This window comes from Candidatus Delongbacteria bacterium (genome assembly GCA_020634015.1).
Classification (GTDB): Bacteria; CAIWAD01; CAIWAD01; order CAIWAD01; family CAIWAD01; genus JACKCN01.
The window spans coordinates 328,530-349,174 of the sequence record JACKCN010000003.1; the positions used below are offsets into that span (position 1 = coordinate 328,530).

18 protein-coding genes and 1 tRNA gene are annotated in these 20,645 nt (G+C 63.0%); 17 read left to right on the forward strand and 2 right to left on the reverse strand.

From position 1 onward, the window contains the following. From H6678_08070 to clpX, 10 genes are all read left to right on the forward strand, one after another. The gene (locus H6678_08070) at nucleotides 1-1,044 is read left to right on the forward strand and encodes a PorV/PorQ family protein (GenBank protein MCB9473751.1); all 1,044 of its coding nucleotides are present in this window, start codon (nucleotides 1-3) and stop codon (nucleotides 1,042-1,044) included. 203 nt (nucleotides 1,045-1,247) lie between these two features. Further along, a complete protein-coding gene (locus tag H6678_08075; GenBank protein ID MCB9473752.1) occupies nucleotides 1,248-1,583 on the forward strand; it encodes an ethanolamine utilization protein EutN in 336 nt (111 codons plus the stop codon). After that, nucleotides 1,583-2,035 (forward strand): ACT domain-containing protein, encoded by a 453-nt coding sequence (locus H6678_08080; protein ID MCB9473753.1) that lies wholly within the window; start codon nucleotides 1,583-1,585, stop codon nucleotides 2,033-2,035. The genes H6678_08075 and H6678_08080 overlap by 1 nt, the downstream gene beginning before the upstream one ends. A gap of 39 nt (nucleotides 2,036-2,074) precedes the next feature. Then, nucleotides 2,075-3,439, forward strand: coding sequence for a PFL family protein (locus tag H6678_08085; protein ID MCB9473754.1), 1,365 nt, complete (start codon nucleotides 2,075-2,077; stop codon nucleotides 3,437-3,439). A gap of 40 nt (nucleotides 3,440-3,479) precedes the next feature. Further along, the gene (locus H6678_08090; protein ID MCB9473755.1) at nucleotides 3,480-4,382 is read left to right on the forward strand and encodes a carbon-nitrogen hydrolase; all 903 of its coding nucleotides are present in this window, start codon (nucleotides 3,480-3,482) and stop codon (nucleotides 4,380-4,382) included. A 1-nt stretch (nucleotide 4,383) separates the two neighbouring features. Then, entirely contained in the window at nucleotides 4,384-5,526 is a 1,143-nt protein-coding gene (gene corA, locus H6678_08095; GenBank protein ID MCB9473756.1) for a magnesium/cobalt transporter CorA, read from the forward strand. A 616-nt stretch (nucleotides 5,527-6,142) separates the two neighbouring features. Continuing rightward, nucleotides 6,143-6,224: transfer RNA gene (locus H6678_08100), tRNA-Leu, on the forward strand. Nucleotides 6,225-6,261: 37 nt separating this feature from the next. Continuing rightward, a complete protein-coding gene (gene tig, locus H6678_08105) occupies nucleotides 6,262-7,542 on the forward strand; it encodes a trigger factor (protein ID MCB9473757.1) in 1,281 nt (426 codons plus the stop codon). A 38-nt stretch (nucleotides 7,543-7,580) separates the two neighbouring features. Then, a complete protein-coding gene (clpP, locus tag H6678_08110) occupies nucleotides 7,581-8,195 on the forward strand; it encodes an ATP-dependent Clp endopeptidase proteolytic subunit ClpP (protein ID MCB9473758.1) in 615 nt (204 codons plus the stop codon). 8 nt (nucleotides 8,196-8,203) lie between these two features. Then, nucleotides 8,204-9,511, forward strand: coding sequence for an ATP-dependent Clp protease ATP-binding subunit ClpX (clpX, locus tag H6678_08115; GenBank protein ID MCB9473759.1), 1,308 nt, complete (start codon nucleotides 8,204-8,206; stop codon nucleotides 9,509-9,511). A gap of 80 nt (nucleotides 9,512-9,591) precedes the next feature. Here the strand turns inward: clpX and H6678_08120 are convergent, their stop codons facing one another. Beyond that, nucleotides 9,592-10,302, reverse strand: a complete 711-nt coding sequence (locus H6678_08120) for a pirin family protein (protein ID MCB9473760.1) — start codon at nucleotides 10,300-10,302, stop codon at nucleotides 9,592-9,594. 20 nt (nucleotides 10,303-10,322) lie between these two features. Continuing rightward, complete coding sequence (malQ, locus tag H6678_08125; protein ID MCB9473761.1) at nucleotides 10,323-11,813, reverse strand: 4-alpha-glucanotransferase; 1,491 nt, start codon at nucleotides 11,811-11,813, stop codon at nucleotides 10,323-10,325. Between the two features lie 655 nt (nucleotides 11,814-12,468). On the opposite strand from malQ, the gene H6678_08130 reads away from it, so the two are divergent. From H6678_08130 to H6678_08160, 7 genes are all read left to right on the forward strand, one after another. Further along, a complete protein-coding gene (locus tag H6678_08130; protein ID MCB9473762.1) occupies nucleotides 12,469-15,939 on the forward strand; it encodes a hypothetical protein in 3,471 nt (1,156 codons plus the stop codon). 2 nt (nucleotides 15,940-15,941) lie between these two features. After that, nucleotides 15,942-16,550 (forward strand): hypothetical protein, encoded by a 609-nt coding sequence (locus H6678_08135; GenBank protein ID MCB9473763.1) that lies wholly within the window; start codon nucleotides 15,942-15,944, stop codon nucleotides 16,548-16,550. Nucleotides 16,551-16,595: 45 nt separating this feature from the next. Then, complete coding sequence (locus tag H6678_08140) at nucleotides 16,596-17,309, forward strand: hypothetical protein (protein ID MCB9473764.1); 714 nt, start codon at nucleotides 16,596-16,598, stop codon at nucleotides 17,307-17,309. A gap of 315 nt (nucleotides 17,310-17,624) precedes the next feature. Beyond that, complete coding sequence (locus H6678_08145; protein ID MCB9473765.1) at nucleotides 17,625-18,398, forward strand: hypothetical protein; 774 nt, start codon at nucleotides 17,625-17,627, stop codon at nucleotides 18,396-18,398. An 8-nt stretch (nucleotides 18,399-18,406) separates the two neighbouring features. Then, a complete protein-coding gene (locus H6678_08150) occupies nucleotides 18,407-18,970 on the forward strand; it encodes a hypothetical protein (protein ID MCB9473766.1) in 564 nt (187 codons plus the stop codon). A gap of 176 nt (nucleotides 18,971-19,146) precedes the next feature. After that, complete coding sequence (ruvX, locus tag H6678_08155; GenBank protein MCB9473767.1) at nucleotides 19,147-19,629, forward strand: Holliday junction resolvase RuvX; 483 nt, start codon at nucleotides 19,147-19,149, stop codon at nucleotides 19,627-19,629. A gap of 2 nt (nucleotides 19,630-19,631) precedes the next feature. Continuing rightward, complete coding sequence (locus tag H6678_08160; protein MCB9473768.1) at nucleotides 19,632-20,645, forward strand: Gfo/Idh/MocA family oxidoreductase; 1,014 nt, start codon at nucleotides 19,632-19,634, stop codon at nucleotides 20,643-20,645.

Sequence of the window (20,645 nt, forward strand, 5' to 3'; positions counted from 1 at the left end):
ATGAACAGCAAGACATATATCAGTGCGGGACTGGCCCTGGCCCTTGGCCTGGCGGGAAGCGCACTGGCTGGTGGTGAAACCAGCGTGGGCAGTGCCGGTGCGCAGGAGCTGCGCATTCCGGTGGGCGCCCGTGGCACGGCCCTGATGGGTTCGTTCCTGGGCGACGTGCACGGCGTGGACGCCATCTGCTGGAACCCCGGCGGACTGGTGGACCTGGAGAGCAACGAAGCCACCTTCGGCAACTTCAACTACTGGGCCGACATGGACATGGTCCAGTTCGCGGCGGCGCACAATTTCGGCAACCTGGGAGCCCTGGGCGTGAGTGCGCGGGTCTTCAACTATGGTGACCTGAATGTGACCACCGAGTCCCAGCCGGACGGCACGGGCGAAGTGCTGCAGCCGAAGTCCAGCATCATCACGCTGGCCTGGAGCCGTCGCATTTCCGACCGTGTGGCACTGGGCATGAATGCCAACCTGGTCAACCAGAAGGTCAAGGACATGAGCGCCAGCGGCGTGGCCTTCGACTTCGGTGTGCAGGTCGAGACGCCCATGGACGGACTGAGCTTCGGCATCGTGCTGAAGAACTTCGGTGCCAACATGAAGTTCTCCGGATACGGCAACGAGACCAAGTTCATTCCCGACGACGCCGAGCCGGGCAGCGTGCGCAAGACCTGGACTCTGGAGTACCAGGACTTCGAACTGCCGTCCTCGTTCCAGCTGGGTCTGGCTTATGACGTGATGGAAGACCCGATCAATCGCCTGTCGACCTATGCGGCCTTCGTGGGCAACAACCATTCCAGCGACGAGTACATCTTCGGCGCCGAGTATGGTTTCCGCAACCTGGCCTTCGGACGGTTCGGCTACACCTACGCGTCCAACATTTCCGACGACGCCACCTTCAGTCAGGACTATCTGTACACCTGGTCGGGAGGCCTCGGCTTCCGTTTCGATCTGGGCGCCACGGACCTGTTCGTCGACTGGAGCTACACCGAGAACAAGGTCTTTGACGCCACGCAGTGGTACACCCTGCGTTTCGCCTTCTAGCCCCTGTCTCGACTTTCGAGTGTTTTCCTGGGCCGGTTCCGCTGAACCGGCCCAGGTTCTTTTTCGGGGTACCAGGAGCTTTCCCGGTGCAGCCGACCCCCGGGCAGCAATTTTCGGGCAAAGCTGCCGGGCGGGTCCGGCTACACTATATTGGCCCGTCGCGCCGGATCCCGGCGTCATCCCGGACCCCAAAGGAGTGAGCCATGTTTCTGGGCAAAGTGGTGGGTACCGTCTGGTCCACCAAGAAGGTGGACAACCTGCGCAACCTGCGTCTGCTGCTGATCCATCCGGTCAACCTGAAAGTGAAGACCAACGAGGATCTGGTGGTGGTCGCCGATGTGGTGGGTGCCGGCGTGGGTGAACTGGTCATCTGCGCCTACGGCCACGCGGCCCGCATGGCCATTGGCAACAATCCCGACATCTCGGTGGAAGCGGCCGTGGTGGGCATTGTGGACGAGCTGGAAGCCAGCCCGGAATTTCTCAGCGTGATACCCGGTGAGCCGGGCAATGCGGCGGCGGATGCCAAAGGAGGCAAGTGATGGCCGTGAGCGAAGAAACCCTGCGGACCCTGACCCGACGGATCATTGACGAACTGGGTCCCCGGGCCACGCCGGACAATGTACGCGAGAAGGTGAAAGCCGCCGTCGAGCGCATGGAGATGGACCGCAGCACGCTGTCATCGCTGCCCCAGTTCACGGCCAGCCATCTCAGCCACAAGGGCAGCCAGATCATCGTCACCGTGTACGGCAAGAATCGTCCAGGGGTGCTGGCCGCCGTGACCCAGTGCCTGGCGTCCTTCAACGCCAACATCGTGGATGTGAGCCAGAAACTGATGCTGGACTGGTTCACCATGATCATCGTGGTGGAAGCCCAGGGTCTCAGTTCGGCTTTCGTCGAGTTGCAGAAGGCGCTCAAGGCTGTGGGCGAGACCCACGCGATGCAGATTCACGCCCAGCACGAGGATGTGTTCGCGGCGATGCACCGGGTCTAGGCTCCGCAATCATCACGTCGCTTCCCAGAGAGGTATTGCATGTCCTGGACCCATGAGGAAATCCTGCAGACCCTGCAGATGACGGAGATCGAGCACTTCGACATCCGCACCGTCACCATGGGCGTGAGCCTGCGGGACTGCGCCTCCGATTCCTGCGCGGTCATGAAGCGCAAGGTGTATGACAAGATCACCACCTCCGCCTGCCGCCATGTGGCCGCCGCCCAGGAAATCGAATCCCGCTACGGCATCCGCATCGCCAACAAGCGCATCGCGGTGACTCCGCTGGCCATTCCCGGCGAAGTGATGACTGCCGACGAGTTCGTGGAACTGGCCATTGCCATGGACCGGGCCGCCGCCGAGTGCGGCGTGGATTACATCGGTGGTTTCAGCGCTCTGGTGGCCAAGGGCATGACGCCCGGTGACCAGAACCTGATTCTGGCCATCCCGCGGGCGCTGGCCCAGACCAAGCACGTCTGCTCGAGTGTGGACATCGGCAACAGCCGCGCCGGCATCAACATGGATGCGGTGCGCCTGATGGGCGAGGTGATCAAGGAAACCGCGCGTGAGACGGCCGACCGGATGAGCATTGGCTGTGCCAAGCTGGTTGTGTTCTGCAACGCGGTGGAGGACAACCCTTTCATCGCGGGTGCCTTCCACGGCGTGTGCGAACCGGATGTGGTGGTCAATGTGGGAATCAGTGGTCCCGGCGTGGTGCTCAAGGCCGTGCAGGAAATGGGCGATGCGGCCGATTTCGGCGAAATCTCCACGGCCATCAAGCGCATGGCCTTCAAGATCACCCGTACCGGAGAGTTGATCGGACGCGCGGTCGCCGATCTCCAGGGTCTGCCTTTTGGAGTGGTGGACATCAGTCTGGCCCCGACACCGGCACCGGGCGACAGCGTGGGCGACATTCTGGAAAGCATGGGCCTCGAGCGCGTTGGCGCACACGGTACCACCGCCGCCCTGGCCTTGCTCAACGACGCGGTCAAGAAGGGCGGCATGATGGCGTCGGCCTTCGTGGGTGGCATGAGCGGCGCTTTCATACCCGTGAGCGAAGACCAGGCCATGATTCGCGCGGCGGCCGAAGGTGTGCTCTCCATCGAGAAGCTGGAAGCGATGACCTGCGTGTGTTCGGTGGGGCTGGACATGGTGGCGATCCCCGGTGACACCCCGGCGACCACCATTTCCGCGATCCTTGCCGATGAAGCCGCACTGGGCATGGTCAACAACAAGACCACCGCCGTGCGCCTGATTCCCGCCGTGGGATACAAGGTGGGCGACATGGTGGATTACGGCGGCCTGCTGGGTGCCGCTCCGATCATGCCCGTGCGCACCCAGGACAGCAGCATCTTCATCCGCCGCGGCGGACGGATCCCCGCGCCAACGACGGGCATCCGCAACTGACGCGCATCCGCGGATGCCGTCCACGCACCCCAGGAATGCCATGAGCACCACACAGACCCACCGGCTGGCTGCCTGTCAGCTCAACCCTCGCCTCGGCGATCTGTCCACCAACCGCGACCGGCACCTCGAGCTGGCCCGGCAGGCTCTGGACCGGGGCTGCGAGCTGGCACTGTTTCCCGAGCTGTCTCTCACGGGTTACGCGCTGCGCGACATGGTGCACGAGGTGGCGCTGGGGCGTGACGATGACTTCTGGACACCCCTGCTTCAGATGAGCCGCGAGATCGATCTCTGCGTCGGATTCGTCGAGGTCAGTCCCGCCTTCCTGTACTACAACAGTCAGGCCTATCTCAGCGGGGGCAGGTTCCTGCATGTACACCGCAAACTCTTTCTGCCCACCTACGGTCTGCTGGAAGAGAAACGCTTCTTCGCGCGTGGCGAGACCGCACGCGCTTTCGACACACGGTTCGGGCGGGTCGGCATGCTGATCTGCAACGATTGGTGGCATGCGGGATTTCCGCTGGTACTGGCCCAGGAGGGCGCCACCCTGATGCTGGCTCCCGCCAACAGCCCAACCAGGGCGCTGTCCGCCAACTCTTCGGCCTATGGCTTCGGCCCCGGTATCAGGGTGGAAAATGAAAATGCCCGCGTGTGGTACAGCCTGCTGGCGTTTCATGCCAAGACCCAGTCCGCGCCGATCCTGTTCTGCAATCGCCAGGGCTTTGACGATGGCATCGGCTTCTGGGGTGGCAGCTCCTGGTGGAACCCGGGCGGCATCTGCCAGCAGGCGCTGGGTGCCGAGGAGGAACTGCTGGTGGTGGAGCACAGGCCCGATGACGTGCGCCGCGAGCGGATCTACTCGCCTCTGGTACGCGACGAGGAACTGGATCTGCTGATCCGTGAGCTGCAGCGCGTGCGTGAGCTGCGCGCGGGAAACGGGCTCTGAGATGGGTGCTCGCAAGACCCACAGGAAGGGCGCATCCGAGCCGCCCGCCGCTCCGGACGCGACGGCAACCGGTGCCAGCAGCCGACCCAAGCTCTCGTCCAAGGCGGGACTGCCACCGGGCAGCCTGGTCTACATCGGACTGCCCCGGGACCACGCGGTCACTCTCACCGTGGAAATCGTGGAGGGCGGTGCACACCGGGTCGAAACCTTTGACTCCCTTGAACAGCTCGCCTCCTTCAGGCCTGCGGGACTGGCCTGGTATCACCTGGACGGATTGCATCACATCCCCTGGATCGAAGCTCTGGGCAAGCGCTTCGAGATAGACTCTCTGGTCCTCGAGGACATCCTCAATACCCGCCAGCGCCCCAAGTTCGAGCAGCTGGACAACATGCTCGTCTTTCATCTCAAGCGGATTCTGAGCAATCGGAACGGCCACTCGATGGAGCAGGTCAGCCTGCTGCTGGGCAAGGATTGGGTGCTCACGTTCCAGGAACGGCCCGACGGCTTGCTGGAACCGCTGAGAACCCGCCTCAAGCGCTCCGACAGTCGCTTGCGCGCAGGGAATGCGGATCTGCTGGCGACCGCCGTGCTGGACGTGGTGGTGGACAGCAGCTATTCGGTCATGGATCGCATAGGCGACGAAGTGGACCAGCTCGAACTGCAGGTCCAGCAGGCGGAAAGCGGTCATGTCCTCTCCAGGGCCTTCGAGCTGCGGAGGCGCATGTACTCTCTGCGGCGGGCATTTCTGCCCCTGCGCGACGCCCTGGGCTCGGCCATGCTGGCGGATACACCCCTGCTGCGACGCGCCGTGCGCCCCTTCCTGCGGGACGTGCATGACCATGTGCTGCATGCCTCGGAGCAGGTGGAGTCGCACCGCGAGATCGTGACCCAGGTGGTGGAACTGCATCTTTCGCTGGTGAACCTGCGCGCCAACGAGATCATGAAGATCCTCACGATCATGGCCTCACTCTTCATCCCACTCTCATTTCTGGCGGGCGTCTATGGCATGAATTTCCAGCACCCGGATGGCAGCCCGTCGATTCCGGAACTGCGCTGGATCTGGGGCTACCCCGCCTTCTGGGGGGCCTGCCTGTTCTTCGTTCTGTCCTTCCTGATCTATTTCCGCCGCAAACGCTGGATCTGACGACGGCTGCTGGCGTTGTGCCTGCTGCCTTGCCAGCGGCGGGTGCTGGCGTTGTGCCTGCTGCCTTGCCAGCGGCGGGTGCTGGCGTCATGCCTGCTGCCCTGCCAGCGGCGGGTGCTGGCGTCGTGGCCGCAACCTTGCCAGCGGAGGGTGCTGGCGTCATGCCTGCTGCCTTGTCAGCGGAGGGTGCTGGCGTCTTGCCCGCAACCTTGCCAGCGGAGGATGCTGGCGTCATGCCCGCAACCTTGCCAGCGGAGGGTGCTGGCGTCATGCCCGCAACCTTGCCAGCGGAGGATGCTGGCGTTGTGCCCGCAACCTTGCCAGCGGAGTATGCTGGCGTCTTGCCTGCTGCCTTGCCAGCGGAGGGTGCTGGCGTCGTGCCTGCTGCCTTGCCAGCGGAGGATGCTGGCGTCGTGCCCGCAACCTTGCCAGCGGAGGGTGCGGGCGTCATGCCAGCCACCGTGGACAAGTCCGTTCGGATGTCAAGCCTGCCTGACTCCTGGCCCGCGGGAAAGCCAGCGGCGTCGGTGTCCATTTGCATCTGAGGCGATGCCGGGATATCTTGGCCGGTTCGCCGAATCCGCAGTGTCAGGGTTCGACCTACGGGCAAAGAGCCGCGGGAGTGGCGGAACTGGCAGACGCGCAGGATTTAGGTTCCTGTGCCTTCGGGCGTGGGGGTTCAAGTCCCCCCTTCCGCATCAATAGTGTGTGCACCAGAAAAATCGTGAGGACAAGGTGGACGTCAGCATCAAGGAGCTGAAGGCCGGCGAAGTGGAAATGACGGTGAGCATTCCGTCCGCCACGGTCAATGAGCAGATCGAACTCAAGTACCGCGACCTGCAGAAGAAGGTGGCGATGAAGGGCTTCCGGCGTGGCAAGGTGCCCATGGGCATGTTGCGCAAGACCATGGAAGGCCAGGTCCTCAACGATGTCGTGAACGAGATGATCCAGACCGCCTATCCCCAGGCCGTGGCCGAGAAGGAGCTGTCTCCGATCCAGCAGGGCGTGATCGAGAAGGTGGACCACGAGCCCGGCGGCGATCTGTCCTTCACTGCCCGCATCGAGGTCGAGCCCGAGATCGAGCTGAGCAAGGTCGAAGGCCTGACCGTCGAGCGCCTGCGCCGCGACGTGACCGACGCCGACATCGATCGCTCCATGGAAGAGCTGCGCACGCGCTACGCCAGCTGGGTTCCCTGCGAGGATGGCGCTGTCGAGGGCGACCAGCTGAGCTGTGACATCCAGGAAAATGATTCGATGGGCCTGCCCGTCGACAATCGCCTGTACAAGAACATCCAGGTGGAGTTGGGCAAGGGCCAGTACGGTCCCGATTTCGACTCCAAGATGCTGGGCATCAAGTCGGGCGAGAGCCGCGACCTGAGCATCACCAACCCGGAAGACGATCCCGATCCCGAAACCGCCGGCAAGACCGAGTATTACACGGTCACCGTGCACGAGGTGAAGCGTGCCGAGAAGGCCGAGCTGAATGACGAGTTCGCCCAGGAAATCCCCCCGGGTTTCGATACCCTGGCCGCGCTCAAGGAGCACGCCCGCGGCGAGCTGGCCAAGTCGCTGGAGCGCAGCATCGAACAGGGCGTGAACAACCGGATCGTCGAGCAGCTGATCGCGGAGAACCCCTTCGAGGTGCCGCAGAAGATGATCGATCTGCAGCTCGAAGACCTGCTGGACCGCGCGAAGAAGGGCACCAGCAATCCCATCGACGACGACATCGTGCGTTCCACGTACGCCCCACAGATCGAGAACAGCATTCGCTGGAACATGATCGCCAAGGCCGTGCTCAAGAAGCAGGGCATCCGCATCGGCGACGCCGAGATCCAGGCCGAGATCGAACGCATCGCCACCGAGCAGGGGCAGACCGTCGAGACCGTCCAGCTTCAGCTCAAGCGCGGCGACGCCATGCGCAAGATGGCCGAGTCTCTGGTGGAACGTGCGCTCTTCGATTACCTGCGTTCCGTCTCGACCATCGTCGACAAGGAAATGGACGCCAGCGAAGCCTGAGACACGTGCGTCGATACCCGTCTGAAAGGTGAAGCCGAATGGGCTTGATTCCGACCGTCATCGAGACCACAGGCCGCGGCGAGCGGGCCTTTGACATCTATTCCCGCCTGCTCAAGGAACGCATTGTGTTTCTGGGCACGGGCATCAACGATCACATCGCCAACCTCACCGTGGCCCAGCTGCTGTTTCTGGCGGCCGAGGACCCCGACAAGGACATCCACCTTTACGTGAATTCGCCGGGTGGCAGCGTGAGCGCCGGGTTGGCGATCTACGACACCATGCAGTTCATTCGTCCGGCCGTGTCCACCATCTGCATCGGCATGGCCGCCTCGATGGGTGCCGTGCTGCTGGCCGCGGGCGCCAAGGGCAAGCGTTTTGCCCTGCCCAACAGCCGCATCATGATCCACCAGCCTCTCGGCGGCATCCAGGGACAGGCCTCGGACATCGAGATCCAGGCTCGTGAGATCCTGAAGATGAAGGTCCAGCTGAATCAGATCCTTGCCCGTCACACGGGTCAGACTCTGGAAGCGCTCGAGCACGATACGGATCGTGACAACTTCATGTCCGCCGAAGACGCGGTGGCCTACGGCCTGGTTGACGAAGTCATCGCCGACGACAATTCCCGCGCACGCGCCGTGGGCGGCAAGCTCTAAGGGGTATCATGTCCCGCGACCAGGAATTCCGCGATCCCAATCCGACCTGCTCCTTCTGTGGCCGCAACAGCCATGATGTGCAGATCATGATTCAGGGACCGATGGTCAACATCTGCAACGAGTGCGTCGAAGCCTCGGCCCAGATCGTGCGGCGCAACATGAACCAGAACCGGCGCCTGCCCATCGATCGTCTGGTCACCCCCCGTGAAATCAAGCAGAAGCTGGATGAGTACGTGATTGGCCAGGAAGGTGCCAAGCGCACCCTGGCCGTGTCCGTCTACAATCATTACAAGCGCATTCGCTCCCAGAGCGGGGATACCATCTCCAAGGATGTGGAACTGCAGAAGTCCAACATCCTGCTGATCGGCCCCACCGGTACGGGCAAGACCCTGCTGGCCCAGACTCTGGCCCGCTTCCTGCAGGTGCCCTTCACCATCGCCGACGCCACCGTGCTCACCGAAGCCGGCTATGTGGGTGAAGATGTCGAGAACATTCTGGTTCGCCTGCTGCAGGCCGCCAATTACGATGTGGCCTCGGCCGAGATGGGCATCGTCTACATCGACGAGATCGACAAGATCGCGCGCAAGGAAGGCAACGTCTCGATCACGCGTGACGTGAGCGGAGAAGGCGTGCAGCAGGCCCTGCTGAAGATGCTGGAAGGCACTGTGGCCTCCGTGCCGCCCGAAGGTGGTCGCAAGCATCCCGAGCAGAAGCTGATCAACATCAACACGCGCAATATCCTCTTCATCTGCGGCGGCGCCTTCGACGGGCTGACCGACATCATCAGCCACCGCATCGGGCGCAATCACATGGGATTCGGTGCCGACAGCACCATCCGCTCACTCAATTCGGACGGCGTGCTCAAGCAGGTGGCCTTCGAGGATCTGATGCGCTACGGCCTGATTCCCGAATTGATCGGCCGTCTGCCTGCGGTGACCGTGCTCGAGGAACTGAGCGAGTCGGCCATGCTGCAGATCCTGACCGAACCCCGCAACGCCATCGTGCGCCAGTACCAGAAGCTCTTCGAGCTGGACGGCCAGGCGCTCAACTTCTCCCGCGAGGCCCTGCTCGAGATCGTGCGCGAGGCACGCCGTCGCAAGACCGGTGCCCGTGCCCTGCGCGCCATCGTCGAAGAGCGGCTGCTGGATGCGATGTACGAACTGCCCGAGCGCAAGGACGTTGAAGAGGTTGTCGTCACGCGTGATACGATCCTCAAGGGGCACCGCCCCCGCGTCAAGTTGCGCCCTGCCAAGCCCGTGAAGGTGGCCGAACGCCGTCAGACCGCGCCCGTCAAGAGCGAACGCCGTCGCGCCTGAGCACGAGCGGCGATGAAAATCAGAATCCCCCGCCGGGCATGCCGGACGGGGGATTCTCGTATTCACGGCGGCTGGTGTGATCAGCGCAGCGGAACCCGGATCACCACCAGCTGGGAGTCCTGCAGCGCTTCCACGTGGGACGTACCGGGGCCGTCGATGGTGAGCGCGTCACCGGCACGCATCTGGTGTCCTTCGCAGAGCAGTTCACCGGAAGGCAGGTAAAGATACAGCCCGCTGCCTTCGTCCACGGAAGGCAGCTCGAGCTTCAGTCCCGCCTCCAGATCGGCCCGATCCACCCAGGCACGCTGGTGCATGGGCAGGGTGCCATTCGTTCCATCAGGACTGACGAGAGCCTGCAGACGGTTCTTGCGGCCTTCGGCGGGAAAGTGCACCTGATCGTAGCGCGGCGTGTGTCCCTTGCGGTCGGGAATGATCCAGATCTGCAGCAGATGGCAGGGCTGGTCCGGGCTGGGATTGATCTCCGAATGGGTAATGCCCGTTCCGGCACTCATCGCCTGCACGTCCTCACCCGTGATCCGCTGGGCATGCCCCATGCTGTCCTTGTGCTCCAACTCACCCGACAGGCCGATGGAGACGATCTCCATGTTGTCGTGCGGGTGCGTTCCAAAGCCACTGTTGGCCGAGATCCAGTCGTCGTTCAGCACGCGCAGGGCGCCATAGTGCAGACGATCCCGATTGAACCAATCGGCGAATGAAAAACAGAAGTGGCTGTCCAGCCAGGCCAGTCGTGAGTGCCCCCGGGTTTCTGCGGGGTAGAGTGTGACGTTCACCGATTCTCCCGTCGCGGCAATCAGCCGCTGTTGCGTTCGTAGATGTCCCCCAATTGCTTGAGCCAGACTTCATCCTTGCGGTTGCGATAACGTTTGCCCAGCCTCCAACGCCAGTTTCCGCCAAGGGTTCCGGGGATGTTCATCCGGGCTTCGGTGCCCAATCCAAGCCAGTCCTGCATGGGAATGACCACCCAGTTGGCCGAGCTGGCCCAGAGCGCACGCAGGCTGGCTCGCGGCACCTGGTCGAGAGACTTCACGTCCAGCATGTCGAAGACACGCTCGTGGAGAGTGGGTTCCTGCTTCTCAAGGAAGCCCAGCAGGGTGTCATTGTCGTGGGATCCGGTGAGTGCCACACACTCCTTCTCGTAGTTGTGGGGCAGAAAGGCCGCGTTGCCTTCCAGGAAGCCGAACTGGAAGATCTTCATGCCCGGGAAGTTGAAGCGGTTCTTGAGAGCGCTCACTTCCGGGGTGATCACGCCCAGATCCTCGGCAACCACCGAGAGGGCGGGAAACGCGCCGGTCAGCACGGTGAACAGCGTATCACCGGGAGATTTGACCCAGACTCCGAATTCGGCGGTCTCGGCATCTCCCGGAATCTCGTAGGCCGACTCGAATCCTCGGAAATGGTCGATGCGAACGGTGTGCACCTGACTCATCAGCCTGTGCACGCGTGAGCGCCACCACCAGAAGTTGTCGGACTGCATCGTGTGCCAGTCGTAGTGCGGATTGCCCCAGAGCTGGCCGGTGGGCGCGAAGTAATCCGGCGGCACACCGGTCTTCACTTCAAGGCTGCCATCCTGATTCAGCCGGAAGTAGTGAGGCCAGCACCAGACATCGGCGCTGTCGTAGGCCACGAAGATCGGCAGGTCGCCGATGATCCTGATGCCACGTTCCTCAGCCGCCATGCGGACATGGTCCCACTGGCGCTGAAACAGGAACTGGAGGAATTTGTGGTACAGGATCTCTTCCTGCCGCTCCTCGTTCAGGCGAGCCATCGCCTCAGGCTCGCGCACGCGCCACTGCGGTTCCCATTCCCACCAGGGACGCAGTTGATGTGCGTGCTTCAGTGTCATGAAGAGGGCGAAGTCGTGCAGCCACCAGCCTTCCAGGGAATAGAAGGCCACGAACTGAGCGGCCAGGTCCGTGTCGCCCTGTGCCCTGAAGGCCGCATAGGCCTTGCGGAACAGTTCTTCAAGCCAGGGGCCCACCTTGCCGTACTCCACGGGCCCGCGCCGTGCCCAGGCGGGGGCCTTCACGGCATCCGCATCGAGCAGTCCCAGCTCCACCAGATCCTGAGGATCGATCAGCAGGGGATTGCCGGCGAAGGCGGAGAAACACTGGTAGGGCGAGTCGCCGTAACCCGTGGGGCCCAGGGGCAGGATATGCCAGAGACTTTGCCCCGATTCCTGGAGAAAGTCCAGGAAATCGATGCAATCCTTGCCAAGATTGCCAATGCCCGTGGCCGAGGGCAGTGAGGTTGGATGCAGGAGTATTCCCGAGCGTCGCAGCATGTATGGATTCCTTCTGTATGAATGAGGGGCGGAGTCGGCTCCGCGTCCGTGTGTGCGAGGTCGAAAATAGCAGAGCAGGGGCGGGAAAGAAGGGGGCAGGCAAACCGGTCAGGAGCGGAACGGCCCGCAGAGAACTGAAAGGACAAAATTTGCTCCCAAAGGACATCCGTTGTCCCCCAATCCTGTCCGCCAACCCGAATGACGGCCGGAAATCCGGTCAGTCGCACGACGCAAGTCCTTTATTATCAGTTATAAAATTGTTTGGGGCGAATTGGCCCGGGCTTTGCATTTTGCTCCTCTTGAAAATCGAATTGCTTTCGCTTTTTCTCCTTCAATTGGTTGGGCTGGCGGAGACTGGGAGCCAATACCCTCCTTCAAGGCTTCCGTGGGTTTTCGCCTACTTCATGCCCGGGTTCCAAGCCCGTGCGTGAATGTTCCGGACTTGGCTCTGGCTCCCCCCGCCAGAGCCTTTTTTTTGGCAGAAACCTCCTCCGCTGCGGCATGATTTTCCCGGAAAATGCTTCCTGCTGGCGAAAAGCGGCAGCCAAGTCCTTGATTTACAAGCGAACTTCAGAAGTGCAGAGCTTGGCACAGGGATTGCCAATTAGGCTGAAGCCCGGACTCTCCTCCGGGACCAGACTGACAGGACACCCGGATGCCGTTCTTGCGAAACATCTTGCTGCTGCTGTTGCTGACCCTGAGTGCGGGCGCCCAGTCCCCGCAGACCCGGGTCTGGTTGACCGTGTCCGAGAACGATACCCTGAATGCCCAGATCGGCATGGAGTATCAGGTGGACGTGCACATCGACACCCGGGGTGAGTACATCTCCGGGCTTCAGCTGTTCTGGAGCTTTCCCGAGCACATCATGGAACCCGTGCGCTGGGAAACCACCACGGGCAACCTGGGCTGGATCCAGAGCAACGCGATCTTCCCCTACTCGGTCCTGTTCTCGGGCCATCACAGCGACCGACCCCTGAACGAGCACATGAGCGGCGAACGCCTGGACTGGATCGTGCAGACCGGCACATCCCAGAATGGTGAGCGACCGGCCTTTCAGGCGGTGGGCATTCTCTGCAGTTTCCATATCCGCATCACGGGAGCCATCGAGGGTCATCAGCTGGGCTTCGATCACAACAATTTCTACTTCCGCAACAGCCTCTACTGGCGTGACAGCGAAGACCGCGAGTATAACTTCAACCAGGAGCGCCCGCTGGTGCTGAATGTGGTGGGAGTCTCGCTGGAACCCCTGCCCGATGTCTACCTCACCTCGGCGCACCCTGTGGACAGCCTGAATCTCTTTGACCATCTGGAACAGAGTTCCAGTGTGGATCCGGCGCTGATCCGTTTCAACCTGTCGCCCCTGACCAATTCAGTCTGCAATCTGGACACGGTGCGCACCGCGGATGCCTTCTGGCTGATCGCCAGCGACAATGGCGGACCCGGCGAGGTGCATTCCCAGCCCGTGACCGCCATGTTCGCGGCCACCACGTCCACACAGACCTACCGGGTCTTCAAGGGCGAACCGCCGCAGATCGCCGACACCCTGCGCAACCCGGATGCTCTCGTGCGCTTCTTCGAGGACGAGACCTTCCTCCTGCCCTTCAATGAGTACGTCGTGGACCCCAACAACGACGTCAGTACCCTGAGCTGGACCGTGACCGAGATCGATCCCGCGCTCAGCCTGGTGATCAACCCGGCCACCCATGTGGGCATTTTCAGTGCGCTGCCGAACTGGGCCGGCACGGGTCAGGTGACGGTCCGCGTGGAGGACAGCATCGGCATGGCCGACGTGGCCGTGATTCCGGTCGTGGTGCTGCCGGTGAACGATGCACCCGAGCTCGACTTCGGGACGGCACGCATTCCGGTGAACCCCGACCGACAAACGATTCTGGACCTTCAGGAGGTCACCTCCGATGTGGACAACACCTGGAACGAACTGTTCTGGAGCAGCCCCTCGGACACCAGTCTGGTGGCCCTGCGCATTGACTCACAGGCCCGCACTCTGACCATCGTGGTACAGGACGACACGCCGCTGTTCACTCCGGTGGATTTTCTGGTGCGCGTCGACGATCTGGATGGCGGCTTCGACACCGACACGTTGAGGGTGCTGGTCAACTCGCATCCCCCGATCTGGCAAGCGGTGGACGATGTGGTCTTTCTCAGCAGCCAGACCGCCTCGCGCAACCTGAACGACTACCTGAGTGACGAAGACAACAACGACGACGAGTTGCTGGTGGAAGCCCGCGGACAGCAGCGGATTCAGGTCAGCATCACCAGCCAGACCCACATCGCCACGTTCCGCAGCCTGAGTCCGTCCTGGCGCGGCGTGGAACGCGTGATCCTGACGGCCACCGACCCGGATCTCAACACGGACGAGGACACCCTGCTGGCTGTCTCGCTGCTGGGCAACAGCCCGACGGTGGGCGATTTCCAGCCACTGTTGCTCTGGGCGGGACAGCAATTCGGGCCGATTCCGCTGGATCAGCATGTCTGGGATCTGGACACGCCCGTGAACCAGATGCAATGGACCCTGGACCACAACCAGGTCTTCGGGGTCTCGCTGAATACCGAGGCGCGTACGGCAACGGTGAATGCGCCCGGCACCCGGGGACTGTTCGACTGGATCACATGGCGTGCCTCCGACCCCGAAGGCCACAGTGGATCCCAGACCAGCATGGCCGTGGTGGTTGACAGCACGGGGTTGCCCACGATCCTGCCCTTCCGCGAACTGCTGCTGAGCACCTTCGCCAGCGATTCCAGCATTCTGCTGGATGAGCACATCCATGATGTGGTCGAGGACGCGGCCAGCATGCTCTGGACGTTGCAGCCCAATCCGCGTCTGACGGCGGAACTGCTCGAAGGTCGCCGCTTGCGGATCACAAGTGGCAGCGAAACCGGGCGAGACACTCTCTGGCTGGCGGTGGCCGACCCTCTGGGCAACAGTGCCAGTGGTTTCGTGCCGCTGCGGGTCATCGAGGGCACACCGCCGGTGGTGAGTGAGTTCCCGCCGCGCTACATCATTGCCGGGCAGGTGGACACCCTCGAGCAGGTCAGTTCCTATGTCTACGATCAGGATGAAGGCGATGTGATCAGCTGGAGCTTCGTGCCGCCAGCGGATTCTCCCCTGTCGATGATCTGGGAAGAACAGCTTGACCGGGTGCTGATCCAGACGGATCCCGATCACCTGGGGATCGATCTGTTCACGCTGCTTGCGCAAGATCTCTCACAGAACGTCGATTCGGCCCAGCTCGAGATCCACTCGCTGGAGAATGTGGCACCCGGCATCACCCTGGGTGTGCTGGCCAATGGAGCCAATCCCGCCGTGCTGGATCTGGTGGCCCTGAGTGACGAGCGCCTGGGAGCGCCGCCGCAGGGCAGTGTGGAGGAGACCGTGGTGCCCTTCGTGGGCCTGGGCAATCCCTCCGGATCTTCCTGGGTCTTCCGGGCGGACCTGGCGCTTCCCGAGGGGCAGGTCACGGTGCACGTGCGCTCACAGGACATCGTGGGAAACATCGCCCTGGACTCGCTTGTGCTCGCGTCCGGAACACTCGGCCAGGCCGCGATTGGATTTCCCTCGCCGGACGGTCGGCTCTGGATCCGTTCCGACAGTGAGTCCCGCTGGGCGCTGCGCAGCCTGGACCCCAAACACGCCGACTCGTGGCAGGTGATTTCCTTCCGCAGCGGCGAGCGTGCCGAATTGGAGGTTTCGGCGCTGGCAGGACAGCGACTCGAGAAGCGCAGCGGAAATGGCTGGCAGGCACTTCCATCGCAGATCATTCCCGGTGGGCTGCGAGTCATGGGCATCACGGCCGGCGAGTATCGACTGGCCGACGGTGTCGCGTTGCCGGCGAGTTTCCGCCTGAATCCTCCCGTGCCCAATCCGTTCAATCCTTCGACGCGGCTCGAGCTGGAACTGCCCAGCGATGGGCGCGTGCAGCTTGTCGTGTACGACATGCTGGGGCGCCGGGTGTGCGTGCTGCTGGATCAGGAACTTCCCGCCGGCGTGCATTCCCTGCGCTGGGATGGCACCAATGCCGAGGGCCGACCAGTGGCCAGCGGCCCCTATGTGGCACGCCTGTCCGGTCCGCAGGGGGCGGCACACCAGAAAATGCTGTTGCTGAGGTGAGCATGAAAAGACTGTTGGCGCTGGCCCTGATCGGACTGAGTGGGTGCGGTATCACGGGCACGAGTGATGACACCGGTGAAGGAGCGCTGTCCTCGGCCTGGAACCGCTACGCCCAACAGGACTATGACGGCGCTCTGGCCGCATTCAGCGCGCTGCTCGACACGGGGGGACTCTATCCTGAAGCCAGTGAAGGCCAGGGCTGGTGCCAATTGATGCTGGGGCAGGCGACACCCGCGGCTCTGGCCTTTCGCCAGGCGCTGCTGGCCGACGACGAGCGCAACAGTGCCCGGGTGGGCGAGGCCTTCGCCCGGCGCGACAGCTCGCCGCCGGACTACCCGCGTGTGATCCAGCGTGCGCGCGAAGCCCTGCGGCGCGACCCCGACTTCCGGTTCTCCCACGATACCCACATCGACTGGCGTGATCTGCACCTGCTGATGGCGCAGACATTCTTCTACCAGCAGGCTCTGGATTCCTGTCTGGTGCATTGCCGCGCCGTGGACTCGGGGCTGACACTCAGTCGCACGGATACATTAAGCTGGGGTGCGTCGCCAACATTCGAGCTGGCGCTGTTTTCGACCCTGCTCGAGTTGGGCTCGGCCACCGCTCCCTGATTGCCCGGCGCTGCGCACGGGCCGGACGCCATTCTTCGAGGTCCCGTGTCTTCCAGCATCGACCGTCTGTACCAGCTGTTCCTGAACGATCTGCCGCGCGCCCCGGGGGCCCTGGCACTCAACGCCGTGCTGGGCTGGACCTTGCTGCTGCCGTTGCTGAGGCCGGACATACCGCCTTCGGGTGCGCTCCTGCCGGGGCTGGTGATCCTCTGGCAGCGCCTGCGTCACGAGGACGCACTGCGCCCGCCCCTGCTGGCACTGGCTCTGGCACTGCTGCCCCTGCTGTCGCTGCTGGGCCGTGATCTGCTGCCCGGCCTGCCCGATTCGCTGTTGACCCTTCCCTGCGCCATGGCCCTGCTGCCAACCGTGCTGCGGACCCTGCCGACCCTGTCGGCGGGAGCGCCCAGGCCGCCGATGGGAATGGTCCTGCTGCCGCTGCTGGCTCCGCTGATTCTGGGCTGTGGGCTGTTGCTGATGCCCGGCCAAGAGCGCCCCGAACTGTTGACGACCCTGCTGGAGACCCTGCAGATCATAGCCGTGCTCAGTGCGGCATCGCTGGCGGTATTGACGCAGGGCACCGCGGCACGCCCGCTGCGCCTGCTGCTGCTGGCCAAGTGTTTCAGTACTCTGGCATTGCCCTGGTTGCTCCTGCACAACTGGCCGGATTCAGCCATGGTGTGGTTGCTGGCCATGGGCCTGCTGATCGAAGGGGAGTGGGAGTCGCGACTGATTCTGGAGCTGGCGCGCGAACAGGGCTGAAGCGATCCGTGAGAAGATCCGGGAAGCAGGAAGGTCCGATTGTTCCCGGTTGCAGATTCCCGCCCATTTCTTTTTAGATTGGCCCTGCTCCCGCGGGCGTCTCTCCCTCTTGCCCGGTGGAACATGTCGCCTGCAAGTGGAACGGTTGTTGCTGGGTTTCCGCACTTGCACCCCCTCCCGCCCCGAACCCGCTTGGTTCCGGGGATCCGGACGAGGTTCCCAGTCGAATTCAGACAGAAATTCTAACAGTGTGTCATCAGCCCTGTACAACGGCGACCGTTGCTGTGGCGGGTGGATTTTGCAGAGGAGACAGGAATGCGCAATCTGATGCTCGGATTCGTTCTTGGTGGCTGTATGATTGCCGGCACTGCGCTGGCCACCGGAAACGACATCTTCGAGGTGAGCCTGGGTGGGCGTTACATGCTCGATTCCGGCTACTATTCGGACACCTTCGAGTTCAACCCCACCACCTCCGTGTTCCCGCTGATGGGTGCCAACCAGGTGGGATTCGGTGCCGGCGTGGCCATGGGACACTGGTTCCAGTCCAAGCGCGGCGGTTATGGCGTGCTGGTGAAGTACAACTTCAACACCGCCCCCGAAGGCGACGGCACCTTCTACACCGATGCCACCGGCAACTACCTTGACGTCAGCGCTCCCAGCGCCGGCAACCTGATCAACGATGTGGTGGGCACGCTTCAGCAGCACGACCTGATGCTGATCTTCCGCCTCAGCAGCGACCTGTTCCCCTACGACTGGATGCGCAATCCCAATCTCTTCGTGGATCTGGGCGCGGGCGTCACCACCCTGAGCTACGACTACACCCTGACCCAGTCGGTCTCCGGATCGCCTGCCACCCCCACGGTCGCCACCACCCGCACGATCACGCGCAGTGGCATGGCCTGGAGTGCCGGTCTGGGTTACAACTTCAAGCTGTATGACGATGTCAACCTGGCCGTTCGTGGCGACATGAGCTTCGGCCGCATCCAGGACATCCAGAACGTGCAGGGCGACGTGGTGCGCACCAGCCCCAACACGAACAACTTCCAGTTGAGCCTGGTCCTCACCAAGTACTTCAACTCGCTGTTCTAGACCCTGCCGTGAATTTTCTTGCCCGATTCCGCAGGCGTCCGACTGAGTGCGGGCGCCTGCTTTTTTTCATCGGCATCCTGCTGCTGGCTGCCTGCTCGGGCTCTCCCGGTCCGAATCGCCAATACTCTTCGCTGGGCTTCTCCCTTCCACTTCCCGACAGCTACCAGCCCACGGTCTTCATCGATCCCCAGAGTGACAGCACCGGGACCGTCGTGTTCCTCCAGGGCGAATCCCCCTCACTGGTCTCACTGTCGGTCTGGGTGCAGACGCGCGAGCTCCCGCTGGAGGAGTATGTCCAGCAGGTGACCTGGCCCCAGCAGGGGCGACGGGTCATCGACATGCAGGACCCCGTGCCATTCACGCCCATGAATGCCCCGGCGGGCCTGCATGGTCGCCTGCACTATGCCATCGACCTGCCCGAGAACGGCAGCCTGCTGTTCTGGGAGGATTCCTGGGTGGTGCCGCTGGGCGAGCGTTTCTTCAGCTTCTTCTGGACCGTGCCCGACAGTTCCTTCGCGCAGATGGATTCGGTGATTCTCCCGATCATGCAGGGGCTGCGATTCGGCGAGTGAAACTCTGCCGTCCTCACACCTGACCCGCATCGTCCACTTCCTTGCAGTTCCCACGGGACATCCGTGTCGAGCTACCACCCCCAGCCTGCCAGCACTATATTCGAAGCGTCTCCGGGTGGCGCATCCATTCGTCCCGGGGCACGCGGCAAGAGTGAGTCACTGGCGAAAGGACCGCGATGAGTGAGCACGGCACTCCCGAATCCGGCTTGCCGCCCTTTCCGGAAGGCTGCCGCGTGATGGGGCTGGACTATGGCACCGTGCGCATCGGAGTGGCGCTCAGCGATTCCGAGCTCTGCACGGCCAGCCCATTCGGGACTCTGGGAGCCGGGCGCGGTCTGCTGCCGCACCTGCGGGAGCTGATCGTCGGCCAGCGGGTGGCGCTGGTGGTGATGGGGCTGCCCGAGCGCAATGACGGAGCACCCGGCACGCTTGACACCCAGATCCGACACCTGGCCTCCGTCCTGACGCGGGAAGGATACCCGGTGGTGTTCCAGAACGAGGCGTTCAGCAGCGTGAGGGCACAGCAGCAGCTGGAACAGGCAGGACGTCCCGCGCGCGAGCGGCGCGGGCGGCATCAGGCAACGGACCGGGTGGCGGCCGCACTGCTGCTGCAGGATTGGTTGGACGCACATCCAGAGCTGAGGAGCGGGAGGAGATGAGCATGGAACGGATACCCATCGGGATCATCGGTTGTGGACAGGTGTCACAGGTCTATCACATCCCTTCCGTGCGGGAGTCGGAGGATTTCGAACTGGTGGCGCTCTGCGACGCCCAGTTCCGGATGGCCAGCCAGCTGGCCTCGCGCTGCGAGTCGGCCCAGGCCTACCGTGATCCGCTCGAGCTGATGCGGTCCTCCGGGGCCAGGGCCGTGATCATCGCCACACCCACCCATCTGCACATGCCCTATGTGATCCAGGCGCTCACCGCCGGACTGCACGTGCTGGTGGAAACACCGGTGACCCTGAATGCGAAGGAGATCCAGAAGCTGCAGCGTGCCCGTGACCAGCATCCGGAGTCCCTGCTGCAGATCGGCTTCAACAACCGCTACCGGGCGGATGTCAACATCCTGCGCAACTTCCTGGTGCAGAACGAACTGGGACGCATCTTCTACATCAAGTGCGGCTGGCTGCGCAAGTTCGGTGGGCAGCCCCCGAAGGGCTGGCGCTACGAGGCCCAGCAAAGCGGTGGTGGCGTCCTCATGGATGGGGGCGTGGCCCTGATCGACGTGCTGCTCTGGCTGCTGAACTATCCCGAGGTCGAAAGCGTGCATGGTGCCGTGTACCACGACCTGCTGCGCAAGGATGTGGAAGACACCGCCACGGCCCACCTGCGCCTTGCCGGCGGCACGGTGATCCATCTGGATGCCAGCTGGAGCCTGCTGCCCGAGGAGAACAAGACCTACGGCTACTTCTTTGGTTCCAAGGGCAGTGCCTTCATGAACCCGCTGCGCATCACGCGTGAGGCGGCCGGCCAGCGCTATTCGATGACTCCGGCCACCCTGCCCAAGGGAGCGGATCTGTATACGGAATCCTACCGCTCGCAGCTCTCCCATTTCGCCGAAGTGATTCGCAACGGCAGCACGGACGACGACCAACTGGCCCAGACCCTGCAGGTGATGAAAGTGGTGGACGCGATCTACCGGTCCGCTGAGTCGGGCAAGACGGTGCGGCTGTAG